We start from the raw sequence: 16,556 nt of genomic DNA, 5'->3' as shown, positions 1-16,556 counted from the left end.
TCCAACACGTTTATGCCGAGTCAGTGTCAGCACTGCGACAACGCACCCTGCGAAGAGGTCTGTCCGACCCATGCGACCCATTACGACGAAAACGGTGTCGTCCGCGTCGATCCCGACAAGTGTATCCTCTGCAGCTACTGCATGAACGCATGTCCCTACGACGCGCGCTACGTCGACGACAGAACCATGACGGTCGACAAGTGTAACTTCTGCTCCGACACGCGTCTGGCGCGGGGAGAGACGACGACGGCATGTCAGGCGACCTGCCCGACGAAAGTCCGTATATTCGGCGACCTGGACGATCCCAACAGCGAGATCAGTCAGGTCCTGAGAGATCGCGAGCACTTCTCGCTCAAGCCGCATCTGGGTACCAAACCCAAACTCTTCTATTTGATTTAAGGGGTGAATAATGGATTTGCAAAAAATTATTCCGTATAGAAAAATGTCTCTGAAAGAGCTGCTGGTACCTGAAAACAAGTTCATGGCGCTGGTCGCCGTGGTGTTGACGGCGCTTTTCATGATCGGTGTCCTGATCTATCTGATCCACGGTCACCACGCCTACGCTGTGACGCGCGAACATCCCTGGGGGCTGCTGATCGCGATGTACATCTTCTTCGTCGTCTCCTCGACGGGTCTGTGTATCGTCGGCTCCTTCGGTGACGTCTTCGGATTCAAGGACTACATGGCCGTCAGCAAACGGGCGATCTTCGGATCGATCATCACGATTCTCTCGGGTTTTGCCGTCATCGCTTTCGAGATCGGCCACCCGATCACGATGATGATCTACAACGTACTGAGCCCCGGTCTCACGTCGGCGATCTGGTGGATGGGAACGCTGTATGGCATCTACCTGACATTCATGGTGATCGAGTTCATCTTCCTGATGCGCAACGACATGAAAAGGGCGAAGACCTTCGGTCTGATCGGTCTGCTGGTCGGTCTGGCGGCACACTCCAACCTGGGCGGCGTTTTCGGATTCCTCAACGCCCGTGTCGTGGCCAACGGTGTCTTCTACCCGACCTACTTCATTCTGACGGCGTTCATCACCGGGATCTATCTGATCTTCCTGATGTACGGATACAAGTATCGCGGCAAGCCTTTCCCGGAGGATGTGACCAAAGCGCTGACCAACTTCATGAAGATCCAGGGGCTGCTGCTGGCGATCCTGATGTTCTTCGAAACCTGGAAGATGCTGACGGGTGTCTACGGCGGTATGCCCGAGCGTGCCGACGTCATCATGCACATCCTGCACACCAAGTCCTTCTGGCTGGGTGAGGTGCTGTGTGGTATGGTCATTCCCTTCCTGCTGATCCTCAAGAGCAAGGGTACGGCGATCAAGAGCATGGTCTGGGCCTCTTTCATCGGTATGATCGGTATCTTCTACATGCGATACGACCTGGTCCACGACGCCCAGCTCTTCCCGATGCAGACCCTGAAGATCCGGGAGTATCAGCTGCCGCCGTCGTTTGTCGACTACTTCCCCTCCTCCGCGGAGATGATGATCGGTTTCGGTGCCATCGGTATCTGTCTGATCCTCTATTTCCTGGGGACCAAGCTTTTCGACCTTGACAGCATGCCGGAACACCACTAAAATATCGGTACAGATACGGCCCTTCCGAAAAGGCGGGCCGTAAAAAGAAGGAGCAGGTATGAGACGATGGATGCAGGTGATGATGCTGGCGGCGATCTTTTCCGGGCTGGTGATGGCCGAAGAGTACAGTGTCAAAGAGGTCCAAAAGATAGGGGCCAAAATCTCCAAAGAGGTTCAGAAAACCCTCAAACACAAACTGAAAAAGGCGAAGAAAAAGGGTGGTCTCGAGGCGATGGCGAAATATTGCGCCGAAGAGTCGCTCAAGGATATCGACGCCATTCGGCAGAAGTATGGAAAGGAGTTGGGTGTCAGACGTGTCAGTCTGGGGCACAGAAACTCCAAAAACGCGCCGAAAGCGGATGAAGCGAAGATGCTCGAAGCGCTCGATCTTCTCGTCAAGGCCAACGCCTTTCTTCCCAAGACGATCGTTCAGGCCCACGAGGACGGCAGCTACAAAGTCTATGCGCCGATCACCCTCAACAGCCGGACATGCAAAAAGTGTCACGGCGACAAAGAGTCCATCGATCCGAAAATCGTCAAATATTTCGCCTCCAAATACAAGGACGACAAGGGGTACGGCTTTCACAGCGGTGACCTCAGAGGCGCGATCGTCGTCACATTCCCCGCACCGAAAGAGGAAGAGTAGCGTCTCTTAGTATGGGAAGGGGAGGGCGTTGAAGCAGAGAGTCTATGTCTGGCCGTTGTGCATCAGGACATTTCACTGGCTCTATGCGCTCTCCTTCTTTTTCGCATTTCTTACGATCTGGTTCGAAAATCTCCTCACACTCCATGTGGCGTTCGGGATGGTTTTCGTCATTCTCGCGCTCTTTCGCCTGACATGGGGATTCATCGGCCCCCTCTACTCCAACTTCAGCTGTTTCGATTTTCAGCGCGACCATCTTCTCGACTACATTCTGCATCTTTTCGGAAAAAAGAAGAAGACCGCCGGCCACAATCCCGCCTCCAGCTGGGGAGCGATCGCCATGCTGGTGCTGGGCTTTTTACTGGGTGTCAGCGGCATTTTCCTCTACGGCGTCCAGGAAGGGAGGGGGATCGTCTCCTTTCTCAACAAAGAGATCTACTATCAGATGGATCAGATGTTTTCGACCCATATGTGGATCGCCTATGCGATGCTCGTGGTCGTCGTCATCCATATCTGGGGTGTCGTTTTCGAACATATCTACCACCATACCGGTATCATCTGGTCGATGTTCACGGGCTACAAATACCAGGTGGGCGGCATCGACGTGAAGCTGGACAGGAAACAGAACTTCTTCGCCGCCTTCTTTCTCTTTCTCTCCGTCGCGATCTACTTCTATGTGGTGGAAGTCCCGGACAACGCCCTGACCAGAAGCTGTTACGAACCGATCGACTACGAAGAGGAGCATCCCGTGCTCGCTCTGGAGTGCGGAGACTGCCACATCGTCTTTCCCGCCTATCTGCTTCCGGCGCAGTCGTGGCGGCTCATCATGGACACGACGGAGGATCATTTCGGCGACGAGCTCGATCTGGAAGAGGAGGATGCCGAAACGATCCGGGAGTATCTGGTGCGCCACAGTGCCGACCACTCGACCCGGGAAGCCGCTTTCAAGATACTGGAGTCGCTGAAATGGCGCTACGAGCATGTCAACTCCATCGTCCATACCCCCTACTGGAAAAAGACCCACAAACGCATCCCCTCGAAGGTTTTCAAGAAAAAGGAGATCGACTCCAAATTCAGCTGCGACGCGTGCCACCCGGATATCGTCAAAGGCCGTATCGACGACGACGCCATCAAAATCCCGGCCGTCCCATTCAAAGATGCGCTCAAAATGCACATCTATCCCAAATAGCGCTCCTCCTCTCTTGCAAATTCAACGAAAACTAACGCGTCAGATGCTACCGTATAGAGAGATATTTATCTGCGAAGGAAGGTGAATGAAGCGGTTGAAAAGAGAGCTTCTGATCTTTGTTGGACTGTTTTTTGCTTTGGCGATAGGCATGCACTACGAGGAGTGGTTCGATCATCCGCTGGAGCATGTCGAGGCCCTGCCTTCGAGCCCGCTTGGGCCGCTGCATCCGCTGATCATCGTCTTTGGCGTCTATATGCTGCTCGTGATGGTGAGGCTTTTTGTCAAAATGATGCGCAAGATACTTTCAAGGGAAAAATAGATGGAATATTATACGTGGATATTGGCGTTTCATGTGATGAGCTTCATGAGCTGGATGGCGATGCTCTTCTACCAGCCGCGGCTCTATGTCTATCACCAGGAGCACGCCGACAACAGAGGCTTCGTCGAGGTGGTGAAGATCCAGGAGAGTAAACTCTACCACTTCATCGGTGTGCCGGCGATGTGGGCGACGGTGCTCAGCGGCGGCGCGATGATCTGGCTCAATCCCGGCCTCTTTCAAAGTGGGTTATGGCTCTGGATCAAGCTTTTCGCCGCCGCGTTGCTTGTGGCCTACCACTTTTCGCTGGGGTGGTTCAAGGAGCGTCTGGCGCGTGACGAATGTACCAGAAGCGGGAAATTTTTCCGGGCCTACAACGAGGTTCCGACACTTCTGATGATCGTCATCGTCATCATGGTCGTCGTCAAACCTGTGTGACGGGGGAAGGGCGAATGGAGCGGATCGACAGGGATGTGGTCCAGAAAGGGATCGTCGAAGCGCATCTGCGCTTCGTGAAAAAGAACAACATCTCTCTCGCCATGCTCTGTTTCGCCTTCGACCTTTCGGACCTGACGGAGGAGAAGCTGGAAAAGTCGGTGATGCTGCTGCAGGAACAGACCGATTTTTCGACATTGCAGCTGTGTGACGACGGTACCCTGATGACATTCATGAAAGATATGCATCTGCACAGGTGTGTGCAGATGGTCAAGAACATACAGGACTCCCTCCGCCGTTTTCAGGGGGTCGAAATGGCCTACGGCGCACTGACGATCATCGACAGAGAGGATGACTACGATACCCTGATGGCACGCATGCGGCGCTACCTGGAACAGTCGAAAGAGGCCAACGGCGGGAAAATCTGCTACGGTACGAGAAAGTACGACTTTTGCAGCGAGGGAGGTGAAGAGCGGATCTTCGCCAACTTCTTCGCGGACAACGATAAAATCACCCTCTACAACTTCTACAACGGCATGCCGCTGAGCGAAGAGGTGAAGGTCCTCTCCTACAAAAACGGCATCCTGCGGATCAAAACCTCCCTGGCCAAAGCGGCCTTTCTGAAAAACGAGCCTTTTACCTTTTTCAAGCATCCCCAACTTCCAGACACGGTCAAAGCCGACGTGGCCAACGCCGTTCCCAACCGTGCCGAGGTAGTGTTGACCAATCTGCGTTTCATCGACAAATCCCCTGTCGATCGGGAGAATATCCGGGTGATGCCGGATGAGAGGATCGAAGTTTTCATCGAGTGCGCCAACGGGGATGAGATCGCAGGAAGCATCCACTCCCTGGCGGTCAACTCGCTCGCCATCAAGCCGGATAATATGGAGCTTGCAGATTTCTGTTTCGCCGACGACGAGAAGCATGTGGTCATCTCCTTCGATCTTCCGGAGCGTGAGAAGAGAAAGACGCACTTTAGAATCTCCGCGATCCTGCGCTACAGAAAGGATGACCAGCTCATCTTTTCGATCTACCCCAACCACTTCTTCAAGCAGAAGATCGAAAGCTATATCGCCCTGCAGCAGACGCGCCTTATCACGATCATGCAGAAGATGGTGCTCAATTTCTATCAGAGCTGAAAAAGAGAGGATTTGCGGGCATAAAAAAAGGCGGACCCGAAACGGGCCCGCCTTCCATTCCCCCGAATGTAGCAGTCTTGTGTAGGTTCGACTTACTTGGCAGCGGCGGCTTTCGCGGCTTCCAGCGCTTCTTCGTACTCCGGCTCTTCCGTGATTTCGGGAACGAGCTGCTTGTAGACGATGGTACCGTCTTTGTCGACGACGAAGATGGCACGTGCCGTGACGCCTGCGAGCGGGCCTTCTGCGATCAGTACGCCGTATGCGTTGGCGAAGTCTTTGTTACGGAAGTCTGAAGCGACAGTCAGGTTTTCGATACCTTCAGCGGAGCAGAAACGTCCTGCCGCGAAAGGAAGGTCCATGGAGATGACAGTCGTGTCGACACCTTCGAGTTGTGCGGCTTTTTCGTTGAACTTGCGGGTTTCAGCGGCACATACCGGTGTGTCGAGTGAAGGAACGACGACCAGCAGCTGGACTTTTCCCTGAGCGCCACCGACTTTTTTGTCAGCGAGACCTTCCGCGTTTACAACGGTGACTTCCGGAGCTTTGTCTCCGACGTTTACTTCGTTACCAGCCAGTTTGACTTCGTTACCTTTGAGCTTTGTAGTTGCCATAGGTTTTCCTTTTTATAAGATGTGTTGATTAACATAATCTATTCGCATTTGATGCGACTGATGAAATTGTACATGAATAGGATAAAAAAACTCTTAATTAAAAAAATTTAATTTTAAGTTTTTTGTAAACTTTTAGAAAATTAAAAAATCTTATCGCTTCTTGGCGAAACCCGGATCGTCAGCGCGTCGGCGAAGCGTTCCAGATAAAAAGCGTCGATGGCGCATCGTCCCACCATTGCAGCGTTGTCGGAGCAGTATTTCAAGTCGGCCAGGTGGAGGGTGCAGTCGTATTGGGCGCAGAGGTCGGCGAAGGCTTTTCGTACGGCCATGTTGGCGCTGGCTCCGCCGACGATGGCGAAATCTTTGGGACGTTTCTGTTGGAAAATTTTTCGGGTTTTCTGCAGCAGGTGGGCGATGGCCGCCTTCTGGAAAGCGGCGGCGATGTCGGCTTTGGTCTTTTCGTCGAGGGGCCGGTGCTTTTCCACCAGCAGGCGGACGGCGTTTTTGATGCCGGAGTAGCTGAAGGCGATTTTGGGCGAGTGCTGCAGGGGAATGGGCATGGCGAAGCGGTCGGGATCTCCCTTTTCGGCCAGCTTTTCGACGATCGGTCCGCCGGGGTATCCCAGCCCCATCATCTTGGCCGTCTTGTCGAAGCTTTCGCCGAAACTGTCGTCCATCGTCGTGGCGAGTATCTCGATCTCGTCGAAACCCTTTACGTCCAGTACCATCGTATGCCCGCCGGAGATCAGCAGCACCAGCATGGGGAAAGTGGCCTCCTTTTCGATGAAGAGGGAGTAGATGTGCGCCTTGAGATGGTTGACGGCGATGATCGGCAGTCCCCTCGCGATGGAGAGGCTCTGGGCCATCGCCACCCCCTCCAGCAGCGTGACCGAAAGACCCGGCTCGTTGGTGACGGCCACGGCCTGCAGGTCGTCGAGAAAGGGTTTGGCCTCCTCCAGAAGCCGGGGCAGATCCACGGCATGCAGGCGGCTGGCCAGTTCGGGGACGACACCGCCGTATTTGGCGTGCTCGGCTTCCTGGGAGATCTTGCGGTGGAAAAGAAGCTTCTTCGTCGCGATCTCGGTGACGGCGATGGAGCTGTCGTCGCAGCTGCTTTCGATACTGAGGATCATAAGTCGTCCTGTTCCAGTATATTACGAATCGCCTGCTCCAGAGGATCGAGGTGGTATTGAATGATGTCCCAAATCTCCTCTGCGTCGATCCCAAAATAGTCGTGGGCGATGATGTTACGAAAATCCTTGACATCCTGCCAGGGGATTTCCCGATGTTGCCGTTTGAAGTCGTTGTCGATTCGCGTGATGGTTTCACCCATCACGACAAACTGCATCATCGTGGCGTCGAAGCTCTTTTCGTCATGGTGAAAATCGTCTGCGGTGGAAGCCTCTTTTGAATAGCGACGGATTTTTTCGATCGAATCGAGCAGCGTCAGAAGATTGAAACGGATTTTTTCAGACATAGATGGTCTCTTTCAAAATCGTCTCTTTTGCGTAGGGCTTGATATACTTCTCTCTGGCGATATCGACAGGTCGTCCCAGCTCTTTTTCGAGAAACCGTGAAAGCTCCCGCTTCAGAGTGAAAACATGGGAAACGTTCTCTTCCAGTTCGATGATCAGATCGATGTCGCTGGAGATTTTCTGTTCGTTTCGTGCGAAAGAGCCGAAAAGACCTATTTTTTTGACGTGAAACTTCTCTTTCAACTCTTTGCGGTGTCGTCGAAGGTAGTCGATAATCTCTTCTCTTCTATGCATAGAAGTATTTTATCACACTCTGTCGGAACACATCTCACCCGTTTTGAGAAACTCCAGCATCCACGGCCACGGTCCGAAGCCGCTCTCGGCGTTGATGTGGCCGCCCTTTTCGATCGTCTTCATCGGAATCCCGAGAGCCTCCTGCATCTTCCAGGCCTCTTCGGGGGTGAGATAGGGATCGTCCGTCGAGACGACGAGGGTGGCGCTTTCGGCGAAGAGGTTTTCGGGCAGCTCGACGGGGAAGAAGCTTTTGATCGTCTCGATGTCGCAGTCGGGCCTGGGCGGAGAGACCAGGACCAGCTTTTTCACCGGTTCGATCTTGCCTTCGTTGCAAAGATGGAACCAGAGGGTGTTGGCCAGGGAGTGGCAGACCACCGTGTCGGGGCGGAAGTCGGCCAGGTGGGCTTCGACCTCTTTTTTCCAGCGGTTGAGGTGGGGGAAGTGGGGGTGCTGGATCAGAGGAAAGCTGACGGTGCCGTAGTCTTTGGCCAGTTCGGCGGCCAGCCACGCCTGCCAGTGGGGCCAGTCGCTGCCGCCCCAGCCATGCAGTATCAGCGTCTTACCGGGCTTTTTCACACCAGCTCCTTACCTCCCGGTCGATGGCGAAGACATCCTCCAGCGATTTCGGATCGACGTCGCCAAACCGTTCGTAGGCATCGAGGACCAGGCCGCTCAGTGCTTCGAAGGAGATGCGGCCTTCGACGAACTTTTCGATGGCCACTTCGTTGGCGGCGTTGACGACGACACCCAGTTTCGGATGTTTCAGCAGATCCTCCTTGATCCGCCAGATGGGGTAGCGGACCGGATCGATGGGACGAAACTCCAGGCTGCCCACCTCCAGCAGATCCACCGGCGGCAGGATCGGGTCGTGGACCTGGCGCATCAGGGCGTAGGCGATGGGGAGCTTCATGTCGGGGTTGGCCATCTGGGCGGTGGTGGCGCCGTCTACGAACTCCACCAGGGCGTGGATCACCGATTTTGGTTCGATCACGGCGTCGACCCTTTCGCAGCCGAACATCCAGCGGGCTTCCAGGAGTTCGAAGAGTTTGTTGGTCATCGTGGCGCTGTCGATCGTGATCTTGGCGCCCATGCTCCAGTTGGGGTGGTTGAGTGCCTCGCCGACGGTGGCGGAGGCGATCTTTTCCAGCGGCCAGTCACGGAAGGCGCCGCCGCTGGCGGTGATCGTCATCTTTCTCGGGGTGCGGCCGTTCAGCAGATACCAGAGGCCGAAGTGCTCGCTGTCGATGGGGCGCAGATGTCCGGGATCGATGAAGGCGCCGGCGGCCACCAGGGACTCCTTGTTGGCCAGGGCGACGGTTTTTCCCTCCTCGATTGCCGTGACCGTGGGCCGCAGGCCCAGAAAACCGACCAGGGCGTTGACGACGATCGCCGAGGAGGCGGCGCGGATCACCTCCAGAATTCCCTCCTCTCCCCAGAAGACGCGGGGATGGTCCAGCTCTCTGGCGAGCTCTTCGGTGGCGACGCAGACGAAGCAGGGCTGAAAACGCAGGATCTGCTCTTTGAGCAGCTCGATGTTGGTACCGGCTACCAGAGCTTCGACCCGGATATGGAACCGCTCGGCGATCTCGAGGGTGCTGGTGCCGATGGAGCCGGTGGAACCGAGTAGGATCATCGTGATCCTTTCGGCTCACGATGATCCTCGTAAATCGTAAATCGTAAATCGTGAAGGGGCGCCCCAGCCGATTCCCGATTTACGATTCCCGATTTCCGGCCTGTGCCTCTCACACCAGCCCCCGCAGCAGCAGAACCATGACGATGCCGCCGAAGAGATAGCCGTCGACCCTGTCGAGGATGCCGCCGTGGCCAGGAAGCAGGTCGCCGCTGTCCTTGACGCCGGCCTGGCGTTTGAGGTAGCTTTCGAAAAGGTCCCCGAAGACCGAGGCGACGGAGGTGCCCAGGGAGATCATCAGCGCCTGGGGCCAGTCGACCAGCAGGCTGCCGGCGAAGAAGCCTGCGAAGGTGGCGATCAGCACGCCGCCCACGACCCCTTCGAGCGTCTTTTTGGGCGAGGTGGGGCAGAAGGGGCGTCTGCCGATCAGTTTGCCGGTGAAGTAGGCGGCGATGTCCGTCAGCGCGACGACGACCAGCAGCCAGAAGAGGGAGTCGACGCCGAAATCCTTGTAGAGTGCCAGCAGGAAGAGGAAGGAGGCCGTCGGGTAGAGGAAGGGCAGAAAGAGCCTTTTGTCGAAATCCCGGGTATAGGCCAGCAGCGAAGCGAAGATGACGGCGATCAGGAAGAAGAGATCGTCGGGGTTGGGATAGACGAGTGCCAGCAGCCAGAGGGCGGCGGCGTAGGCGTACATCGGATTGTTCTTTTCGATGCCGAAAAGCCGCATCGCCTCGTAGAAGGCGAAAAGATAGACGATCCCCAGAAAGAGCCAGATCAGGAAGAAGTTGTCGATCAGACCGATCGAAACGACCACGGCGATCAGGACGCCGCCGGTGAGAAAACGCGCTCTGTTTTCGGAAAAGATGGAGAGAAAACCCATGGAAACACCCCTTGTCAAACTGACATCTAGTATAACCCAAATTCGGTTAAAAGGATGTTACGTTTGGCTCTGAAATCGGGTTTCAGACGTGGATGTCGACGTGGGGCGTGCCGTCTTCGTCGATCGTGAAACCTTTGTCGTGATGGGGCCTGGATTTGGGAGGTGAGGCGCTTTGGCTCCGCTCTTTCTCCCTCTCCCGCGCCTCCTGGCGTTCGTGGTCTCTGTCGGGATCGATCGCTTCCGACTCTTCGGCGGGCCTGGTCTCCTCGATCACTTTCTCTTTTTCGTTGACGATCGCCTGGGCCGCCGCGTTCTGGATGTCGTACCGGTTGAACTGCATGTTCTGCACCGATGCCGCCACCTGCATGTTCTGGTTGACGAAGATGATGTTGGTGAGCGGTGTAATCGCCACGATTGCGTCCTTTCATCCGTATGAAAGAGAGGCCGGGACCACCGGCCGGGAAAGTTGCCTGAGCGCCGCTTACTGTTTCGTTATCTTTATTGTATCGTATTTGACGTAGTTGACGTGCGCGCCCTGAAGGATTTTGACGTTTCGGCGCTGCGTGAAGTCGACCAGATAGTCTCCCGGCTGTGTGACGCTCGTCTCGACACAGATCTTCGCCGCCTTCTCCACCACCTCTTTGGGGATCTGTCTCTTTCCGCCGCTCTGGACGATGCAGTGGGAGGAGGGACGGTCTTTGAGATGGAGCCACAGGTCCGCCGCTTTGGCCTGTTTGAGTACCCATGCGTTTTCCCGCTCGTTGCGCCCCACCATGACGCGGTAGTCGCCGATCCGGAAGATTTCGCACTGGGCCTTCGCCGTCTTTCTCTTTCGTTGCTGTTTCGGCGGAAAGAGGAGGTTGATCTGCGATTCGCTCCGGGCGTTTCGGACGTTTTCCATCAGACGTCGGTAGAAGGCGATGCGGCTTTTGAGATTCTCCTCTTCGATATGGAGATGTTCGGCTTTGTTGGCGGCGCGGCGGGAGAGGGCGAAGAAGTGCTCGCCCATGCGCCTGGGGTTGGGCAGGGCGGGCAGGTCGATCGTGACGGGGCGCCCCTCGAAGTCGACGGTCTCCAGCTTCGTGTCGTAGGGTCGGATCTCGTTGAGGTGTGCCAGGACGATGGCCGCTTCGGCGGCGTACCGCTCCGCCATCTTTTCCAGCTCTTTCCGGTCGGGGAGTCGGGCGAGTTCCTTTTCGAGGCGTTCGATCTTTTTCGAAAGGGAGCGGATATGCCGCTCCTTGAGCTGCTTTAGGCGCAGCTCTCTTCTCTTTCGCCCCTTCTCCTTCAGCCAGGCGGCGACGTCCCCGATGGAGCCGCTCTGCCGTTTTCCTGTGTAGGGGGGAAGGGGTTTGAGCGTCACGCCGGGTTTGACGACGCGGTAGCTGGCGTCGCTGTCGACATGGCGGAGCGCTTCGAGCACGACGCCGTTTTCGTCCAGGATGACGGCGTTGGTATGGCGCCCCGTGAACTCCAGCTGAAGCACGGTGGTCTGGGCCTTGTAGGCTCCCTGCAGGGAGGTTTCGATCCGGAGGATCTTGTCGCCGCCCGGCATCGTGACGGCGACGATCTTCGCGCCGTTGAAACGCTTTTTGAGCATCGTGTCGAAGGGGGCGTGGTAGCTTCGCACGTTCTCCGTCTCGTCCGCCGCGAAGATTTCGCTGTGTCCTCGGGAGAGATCGAAACCGACGGCCTCTTTCCTGTCGAAGAGGATGCGGATGACATTGTCGCCGATCCGTTCGGCTTTCGTGATCTGGCGGAATTTTGAGAGATATTCGGCAATGGCTTCGAGTTCGTAGAATTTCATAGAGAGATTGTAACATGACCCGGCTTGATGGGAGCCGGGTTTTTGGTGTCAGGGATTGAGTGTCTGGGTCGGTTCGACCATCTGGGGTATGGCGATGGCCGCGACGATACCCAGCAGCCAGAGGGCCGAGAGTATGACCGCCAGCCAGACGACCCACTGGTTGTAGCCGCCGACGGCGCGCATCGTCTCGATACGCTTCTGGGGATCTTCGATCTTCGCTTCGATCTCCTCTTTTTTGGCCTTGTAGGTTTTGTAGACGAAATAGGTGGCGTATCCGCCCGTGAGTATCCAGACCACGAGACCGAGAACGGGGACGAAGGAGGCCGCGACGTTGGCGACGAAAAAGCCCAGCGCCGGCAGATAGGCTTTGCGGTAGAGCAGGAACCAGAAGGTACCGAAAAAGGCCCACCAGCTCCAGACCCAGGCGACTCTGTCGACACCGTTGACGTTGAATTTCGAAAAAGCGTTTTTGTACCACTGGAACTTTTCCGGTTTCTGTACGAAAGCTTCGAGCATCCGGTCTTCGTAGTCCGAAGGGGCGGCTGTCCGTGCCTGTGCCGGTTCCGCCTGCGGGGTGTTCTCTTTCTCTTCCATGGGGGTTTTCTCCTTGCTGTGTGAATTGGTTGGCGAAATATAATCGGCAATGTTGCAAAATGTTTTACGCAGCGATGCCGTAAACTCTTTCAAACCCCCTTTTTGCTATAATCGCGACAATTTCGGGGCAGCCATGCCCCTCGGACAAGGATTTTCATGGGACAGACCATTACCGAAAAGATATTCAGCGACCACGCCGGCCGCGAAGTGAAGGCGGGCGAGATCGTCCGGGTGCCGATCGACATGGTCATCGGCAACGACATCACCACCCCGATCTCGATCCGCGCTTTCGAGGAGAGCGGCGCAGAGAGACTGGCCAACCCCGACGGCTTTTCCATCGTCATGGACCACTTCATTCCCGCCAAGGACATCGCCAGCGCCAACCAGGCCAAGATCAGCCGCGAGTTTGCCTACAAGCACGACCTCAAGCACTTCTTCGACGAGAAGGATATGGGGATCGAGCACGCCCTGCTTCCCGAAAAGGGCCTCGTGGTGCCGGGTGATGTCATCATCGGCGCCGACAGCCACACCTGTACCCACGGGGCACTGGGTGCCTTCAGTACCGGGATGGGGTCGACGGACCTGGCTTTCGCGATGATCACCGGGGGCAACTGGTTCAAGGTACCCGAAACGATCAAGGTGGTCTTCACCGGCAAGCCGGGCGAACATATCTACGGCAAGGACCTGATCCTCGAACTCATCCGTATGATCGGCGTCGACGGGGCCCTCTACAAGGCGCTGGAGTTCACCGGCGACACGATCGAATATCTCAGCATGGACGACCGCTTCAGCCTCTGCAACATGGCGATCGAAGCGGGAGCCAAAAGCGGCATCGTCGCCGTCGACGAGGTGACCAAAGCGTTCCTGGCCGACAAAGAGCTGGCCAGGGAGCCGAAGTTCCACTACTCGGATTCCGACGCCGAGTATTGCCAGGTGATCGAGATCGACGTGGGGAAACTCGAACCGGTTATCGCCTATCCGCATCTGCCCAGTAACGGCAAGCCGGTCAGCCAGGCTGTGGCCGACGATCTGAAGGTGGATCAGGTCTTCATCGGAAGCTGCACCAACGGAAGGCTCAGCGACATCAGGATCGCCGCCGAGATCGTCAAGGGCAAGCGGGTCGCCCGCCACACCCGCATGATCGTCACCCCCGCGACCCAGAAGATCCTCAAAGCCGCCGAAAAGGCGGGCTACATCGATACGCTGATCGACGCCGGCGCGGTGGTCTCCAATCCCACCTGCGGCGCCTGCCTGGGGGGCTACATGGGGATTCTCGGCGACAACGAGCGCTGCATCTCCACGACCAACCGAAACTTCGTCGGACGCATGGGTGCCCGCAGCTCCGAAATCTACCTGGCCAACTCCGCCGTCGCCGCCGCCAGCGCCATCGCCGGTAAAATCGTCGATCCCCGCGACATCTGATGCGCTTTCATCTCCCCTGTGTCATCTTCGCCGGGGGGAAAAGCTCCCGGATGGGTCGCGACAAGGCGCTGCTTCCTTTCGGCGGCTGCCAGACGCTGGCCGAATACCAGTACCGCCGCCTTCTTCCGCTCTTCTCCCGTCTTTACATCAGCACCAAAACCGACAAGTTCCCGTTCGACGCCCCGCTGATTCTCGATCGTGAAGCGAAGGACCTTCACGCGCCGACGGCAGGACTGCTGGCCGCGTTCGAAGCGATCGGCGGCGACTTTTTCGCGATCTCCGTCGATACGCCCTTTGTCGACGAAAAGGTGATGGAGCGGCTGGTCGAAGTCTACACGCAGAAGCAGGTCGACGCCGTCGTCGCCCGCTCTCCCGGCGGGACGCATCCGATGTGCGGTATCTATACGATGCGGCTGCTGCCGAGACTGAGGGAAATGGTGGAGGAGGGAATGCACCGTCTCAACCATCTGCTGAGAGTTTCGGATACGCGGTTCGTCGATTTTCCCGACGACGCGCCTTTTTTCAACATGAACACCCCCGCGGAGTACGCCGAGGGAAAAGAGAGGGGTTCCGGGAAAAAGCCGTGAGCGGAAAGACGCGGCGCACGGGCCGCCGGTTTCCCGAGGTCAGTGGGCGAGGATCTTGCCCAGCTGCATCCTGGTGAAGTAGATGAATTTGCTCAGCAGCGAGGTTTTGTACTTGTCTTTGTGGTAGATCAGCAGGAACTGCCGCTCGAATTTCAGCTTTTTGATCTTCAGTTCGTAGAGATCTCCCCGCTCCAGCTCCTTCATGACGCTGATTCGCGGCAGGCAGGTGAGGCACTTCTTGCTCTGGATCAGCATGTTCTTGATCGATTCGGGATGGCGAAGCTCCAGAAAGAGGTTGATCTGGGCCGCCAGATCGCCCAGATGGGTCAGAAAGACTTCCCGGGTCCCCGAACCCTCTTCCCGCAGGATCCACCGTTTGTCGAGGAGTTTGTCGATGTAGTAGCTCTCCTGCTTTTCGGCCAGCTCTCTGTCGCCCGTGACGACGATCAGCTCGTCGGGCCCCACGATCTCCTGTTTGATCGAAGTGGAGTCGACGTTGCCCTCCACGAATCCCAGATCGACCGATCCGCTCTCGATGAGGTCGACGATCTCCCGGGTGTTGCCGATCTTGAGGTTGACCTTGACCTGCGGGTAGCTTTTCATGTAGTCGCAGATGATCGGGGGGATCAGATAGTCGGCGATCGTCGTGCTGACGCCGATGAGCAGTTCGCCGTTGTTCTCGTCGTTCTTGAACTCCTCTTCGATGTCGTTGAGTTTGCTCACAAGCGGGGCGATCGCTTCGGCGAAGGCACGGCCCTTCTCGTTGAGGGCCAGTTTCTTGTTGATCCGGTCGAAGAGTTTGTAGCCGATGATGTTTTCGAGCTCCTTGATCGACATCGACACCGCCGACTGGCTCAAGCCCATCTTTTCGGCGACTTTGGTCAGGTGGCCCATACGGGCAACTTCGAGGAATATCTCCATTTGACGCAGCGTGATCTTCATCTGATATCGCCTTGGCTCAATATTTCTGATAATTATAACACATTTTATTTATTTTGTTTGTGAGAGTGAATGTAATATAATAAAGAGTAAAATTTATTAAAAATGTATATTGTAATCAATTAGACTGAAAGGTTTTCGAATGGCTTTCTCTCCCGAAAAACGAAAGGGAACGATCAGCGGCATCATCTTCGTCGCTCTCGTGGCGGCATCGGCCACCTATATCGCCGGGCTCGCCCCCGTGCAGAAGCTCGGCATCTCCCCCCTGGTCGTGGGTATCGTCATCGGTATCTTCTACGCCAACACACTCCACAACCATTTCCCCGCGGCGTGGGAGACGGGTATCGTCTTCTCGGCAAAGAAGATTCTGCGCTTCGCCATCGTCTTCTACGGTTTCCGCATCACTTTCCAGCAGATCGCCGAAGTGGGCGTGGAGGGTTTCATGGTCTCTCTCATCATGCTTTCGACCACCTTTCTGCTGGGCACCTGGCTGGGATACAGGATTTTCGGTCTCGACCGGGATACGGCGATGCTGACCGCTTCGGGCGCCTCGGTCTGCGGCGCGGCGGCGGTTCTGGCGACCGAGCCGGTCCTCAAAGCCGAGGAGCACAAGGCGGCGATCGCCGTCTCGATGGTCGTGCTCTTCGGCACCATCGCGATGTTTCTCTACCCCGCGCTGCTTAAAGCCGGGGTCTTCGACATGACGCCCCAGGAGTTCGGTATCTACGTGGGCGGCACGATCCACGAAGTGGCGCAGGTGGTGGCCGTGGGCTCCATCGACGGCCCCGATACCGAAATGGCCAAGGCGGCGGTGATCGTCAAGATGACCCGCGTCATCATGATCGCACCGATGCTCATTCTGCTGGGCATCTACCTCTCCTATGCCGCCAAAAAGAGCGGCGGCGAAGCGGGCGGCGTAAAACTGGTCATTCCCTGGTTCGCCGTCTACTTCATCGGCATGGCGGGCGTCAACTCCCTGATTCAGGGATATGTCGAAAGCGGCG

21 protein-coding genes are annotated in these 16,556 nt (G+C 56.4%); 10 read left to right on the top strand and 11 right to left on the bottom strand.

Annotated elements, in window-relative coordinates; all coding sequences use genetic code 11:
• From Q1K23_RS03550 to Q1K23_RS03520, 7 genes are all read left to right on the top strand, one after another.
• A partial coding sequence (locus Q1K23_RS03550) for a 4Fe-4S dicluster domain-containing protein (RefSeq protein WP_300362478.1) occupies positions 1-399 on the top strand: 399 nt, incomplete at its 5' end.
• Between the two features lie 43 nt (positions 400-442).
• Positions 443-1,591: an NrfD/PsrC family molybdoenzyme membrane anchor subunit gene (gene nrfD, locus Q1K23_RS03545; protein ID WP_300362477.1), complete on the top strand. Its 1,149-nt coding sequence runs from the start codon at positions 443-445 to the stop codon at positions 1,589-1,591.
• A gap of 58 nt (positions 1,592-1,649) precedes the next feature.
• Positions 1,650-2,237 carry a DUF3365 domain-containing protein gene (locus tag Q1K23_RS03540; RefSeq protein WP_300362475.1) on the top strand — a complete coding sequence of 196 codons (588 nt, stop codon included), beginning with the start codon at positions 1,650-1,652 and terminating at the stop codon, positions 2,235-2,237.
• Between the two features lie 28 nt (positions 2,238-2,265).
• Positions 2,266-3,423 (top strand): cytochrome b/b6 domain-containing protein, encoded by a 1,158-nt coding sequence (locus Q1K23_RS03535; protein ID WP_300362473.1) that lies wholly within the window; start codon positions 2,266-2,268, stop codon positions 3,421-3,423.
• A gap of 85 nt (positions 3,424-3,508) precedes the next feature.
• Positions 3,509-3,742: a hypothetical protein gene (locus Q1K23_RS03530; RefSeq protein WP_300362470.1), complete on the top strand. Its 234-nt coding sequence runs from the start codon at positions 3,509-3,511 to the stop codon at positions 3,740-3,742.
• Positions 3,743-4,177, top strand: a complete 435-nt coding sequence (gene hemJ, locus Q1K23_RS03525; RefSeq protein WP_300362468.1) for a protoporphyrinogen oxidase HemJ — start codon at positions 3,743-3,745, stop codon at positions 4,175-4,177.
• 14 nt (positions 4,178-4,191) lie between these two features.
• Positions 4,192-5,313 (top strand): hypothetical protein, encoded by a 1,122-nt coding sequence (locus tag Q1K23_RS03520; protein ID WP_300362465.1) that lies wholly within the window; start codon positions 4,192-4,194, stop codon positions 5,311-5,313.
• Between the two features lie 92 nt (positions 5,314-5,405).
• Here Q1K23_RS03520 and tpx read toward each other — a convergent pair whose 3' ends face one another.
• The 10 genes from tpx to Q1K23_RS03470 all read right to left on the bottom strand — a co-directional run bounded on the left by tpx (position 5,406) and on the right by Q1K23_RS03470 (position 12,604).
• Positions 5,406-5,924, bottom strand: coding sequence for a thiol peroxidase (gene tpx / locus Q1K23_RS03515; RefSeq protein WP_300362462.1), 519 nt, complete (start codon positions 5,922-5,924; stop codon positions 5,406-5,408).
• Positions 5,925-6,064: 140 nt separating this feature from the next.
• A complete protein-coding gene (tsaD, locus tag Q1K23_RS03510; protein WP_300362459.1) occupies positions 6,065-7,057 on the bottom strand; it encodes a tRNA (adenosine(37)-N6)-threonylcarbamoyltransferase complex transferase subunit TsaD in 993 nt (330 codons plus the stop codon).
• Positions 7,054-7,401 carry a HepT-like ribonuclease domain-containing protein gene (locus tag Q1K23_RS03505; RefSeq protein WP_300362456.1) on the bottom strand — a complete coding sequence of 116 codons (348 nt, stop codon included), beginning with the start codon at positions 7,399-7,401 and terminating at the stop codon, positions 7,054-7,056. Before Q1K23_RS03505 ends, tsaD begins: the two co-directional genes overlap by 4 nt.
• Positions 7,394-7,693 carry a nucleotidyltransferase family protein gene (locus Q1K23_RS03500; protein WP_300362453.1) on the bottom strand — a complete coding sequence of 100 codons (300 nt, stop codon included), beginning with the start codon at positions 7,691-7,693 and terminating at the stop codon, positions 7,394-7,396. The genes Q1K23_RS03505 and Q1K23_RS03500 overlap by 8 nt, the downstream gene beginning before the upstream one ends.
• A gap of 12 nt (positions 7,694-7,705) precedes the next feature.
• Positions 7,706-8,269, bottom strand: coding sequence for an alpha/beta hydrolase (locus Q1K23_RS03495; protein ID WP_300362450.1), 564 nt, complete (start codon positions 8,267-8,269; stop codon positions 7,706-7,708).
• Positions 8,253-9,326, bottom strand: a complete 1,074-nt coding sequence (dxr, locus tag Q1K23_RS03490) for a 1-deoxy-D-xylulose-5-phosphate reductoisomerase (RefSeq protein ID WP_300362447.1) — start codon at positions 9,324-9,326, stop codon at positions 8,253-8,255. The genes Q1K23_RS03495 and dxr overlap by 17 nt, the downstream gene beginning before the upstream one ends.
• Positions 9,327-9,435: 109 nt before the next feature.
• A complete protein-coding gene (locus Q1K23_RS03485) occupies positions 9,436-10,203 on the bottom strand; it encodes a phosphatidate cytidylyltransferase (protein WP_300362444.1) in 768 nt (255 codons plus the stop codon).
• A gap of 82 nt (positions 10,204-10,285) precedes the next feature.
• Positions 10,286-10,615: a hypothetical protein gene (locus Q1K23_RS03480; protein ID WP_300362442.1), complete on the bottom strand. Its 330-nt coding sequence runs from the start codon at positions 10,613-10,615 to the stop codon at positions 10,286-10,288.
• A gap of 69 nt (positions 10,616-10,684) precedes the next feature.
• Entirely contained in the window at positions 10,685-12,010 is a 1,326-nt protein-coding gene (locus tag Q1K23_RS03475) for an NFACT RNA binding domain-containing protein (RefSeq protein WP_300362440.1), read from the bottom strand.
• 48 nt (positions 12,011-12,058) lie between these two features.
• Positions 12,059-12,604 carry a DUF2628 domain-containing protein gene (locus Q1K23_RS03470; protein ID WP_300362437.1) on the bottom strand — a complete coding sequence of 182 codons (546 nt, stop codon included), beginning with the start codon at positions 12,602-12,604 and terminating at the stop codon, positions 12,059-12,061.
• A 156-nt stretch (positions 12,605-12,760) separates the two neighbouring features.
• On the opposite strand from Q1K23_RS03470, the gene leuC reads away from it, so the two are divergent.
• Together leuC and mobA are read left to right on the top strand one after the other, a co-directional pair.
• On the top strand, positions 12,761-14,026 hold the full coding sequence (gene leuC / locus Q1K23_RS03465) for a 3-isopropylmalate dehydratase large subunit (protein WP_300362434.1): 1,266 nt from the start codon (positions 12,761-12,763) through the stop codon (positions 14,024-14,026).
• On the top strand, positions 14,026-14,613 hold the full coding sequence (gene mobA / locus Q1K23_RS03460; protein WP_300362432.1) for a molybdenum cofactor guanylyltransferase MobA: 588 nt from the start codon (positions 14,026-14,028) through the stop codon (positions 14,611-14,613). The genes leuC and mobA overlap by 1 nt, the downstream gene beginning before the upstream one ends.
• A 39-nt stretch (positions 14,614-14,652) precedes the next feature.
• Here the strand turns inward: mobA and Q1K23_RS03455 are convergent, their stop codons facing one another.
• Positions 14,653-15,555 (bottom strand): LysR substrate-binding domain-containing protein, encoded by a 903-nt coding sequence (locus tag Q1K23_RS03455; RefSeq protein WP_300362430.1) that lies wholly within the window; start codon positions 15,553-15,555, stop codon positions 14,653-14,655.
• A gap of 139 nt (positions 15,556-15,694) precedes the next feature.
• On the opposite strand from Q1K23_RS03455, the gene Q1K23_RS03450 reads away from it, so the two are divergent.
• Positions 15,695-16,556 (top strand): YeiH family protein (locus tag Q1K23_RS03450; RefSeq protein ID WP_300362427.1); only part of this gene is annotated, 862 nt, incomplete at its 3' end.

This window comes from Hydrogenimonas sp. (assembly GCF_029933015.1).
Lineage (GTDB): Bacteria > Campylobacterota > Campylobacteria > Campylobacterales > Hydrogenimonadaceae > Hydrogenimonas.
The sequence above is the reverse complement of the archived record's forward strand: the minus strand, read 5'-3'. Positions and strand labels throughout refer to the sequence as shown.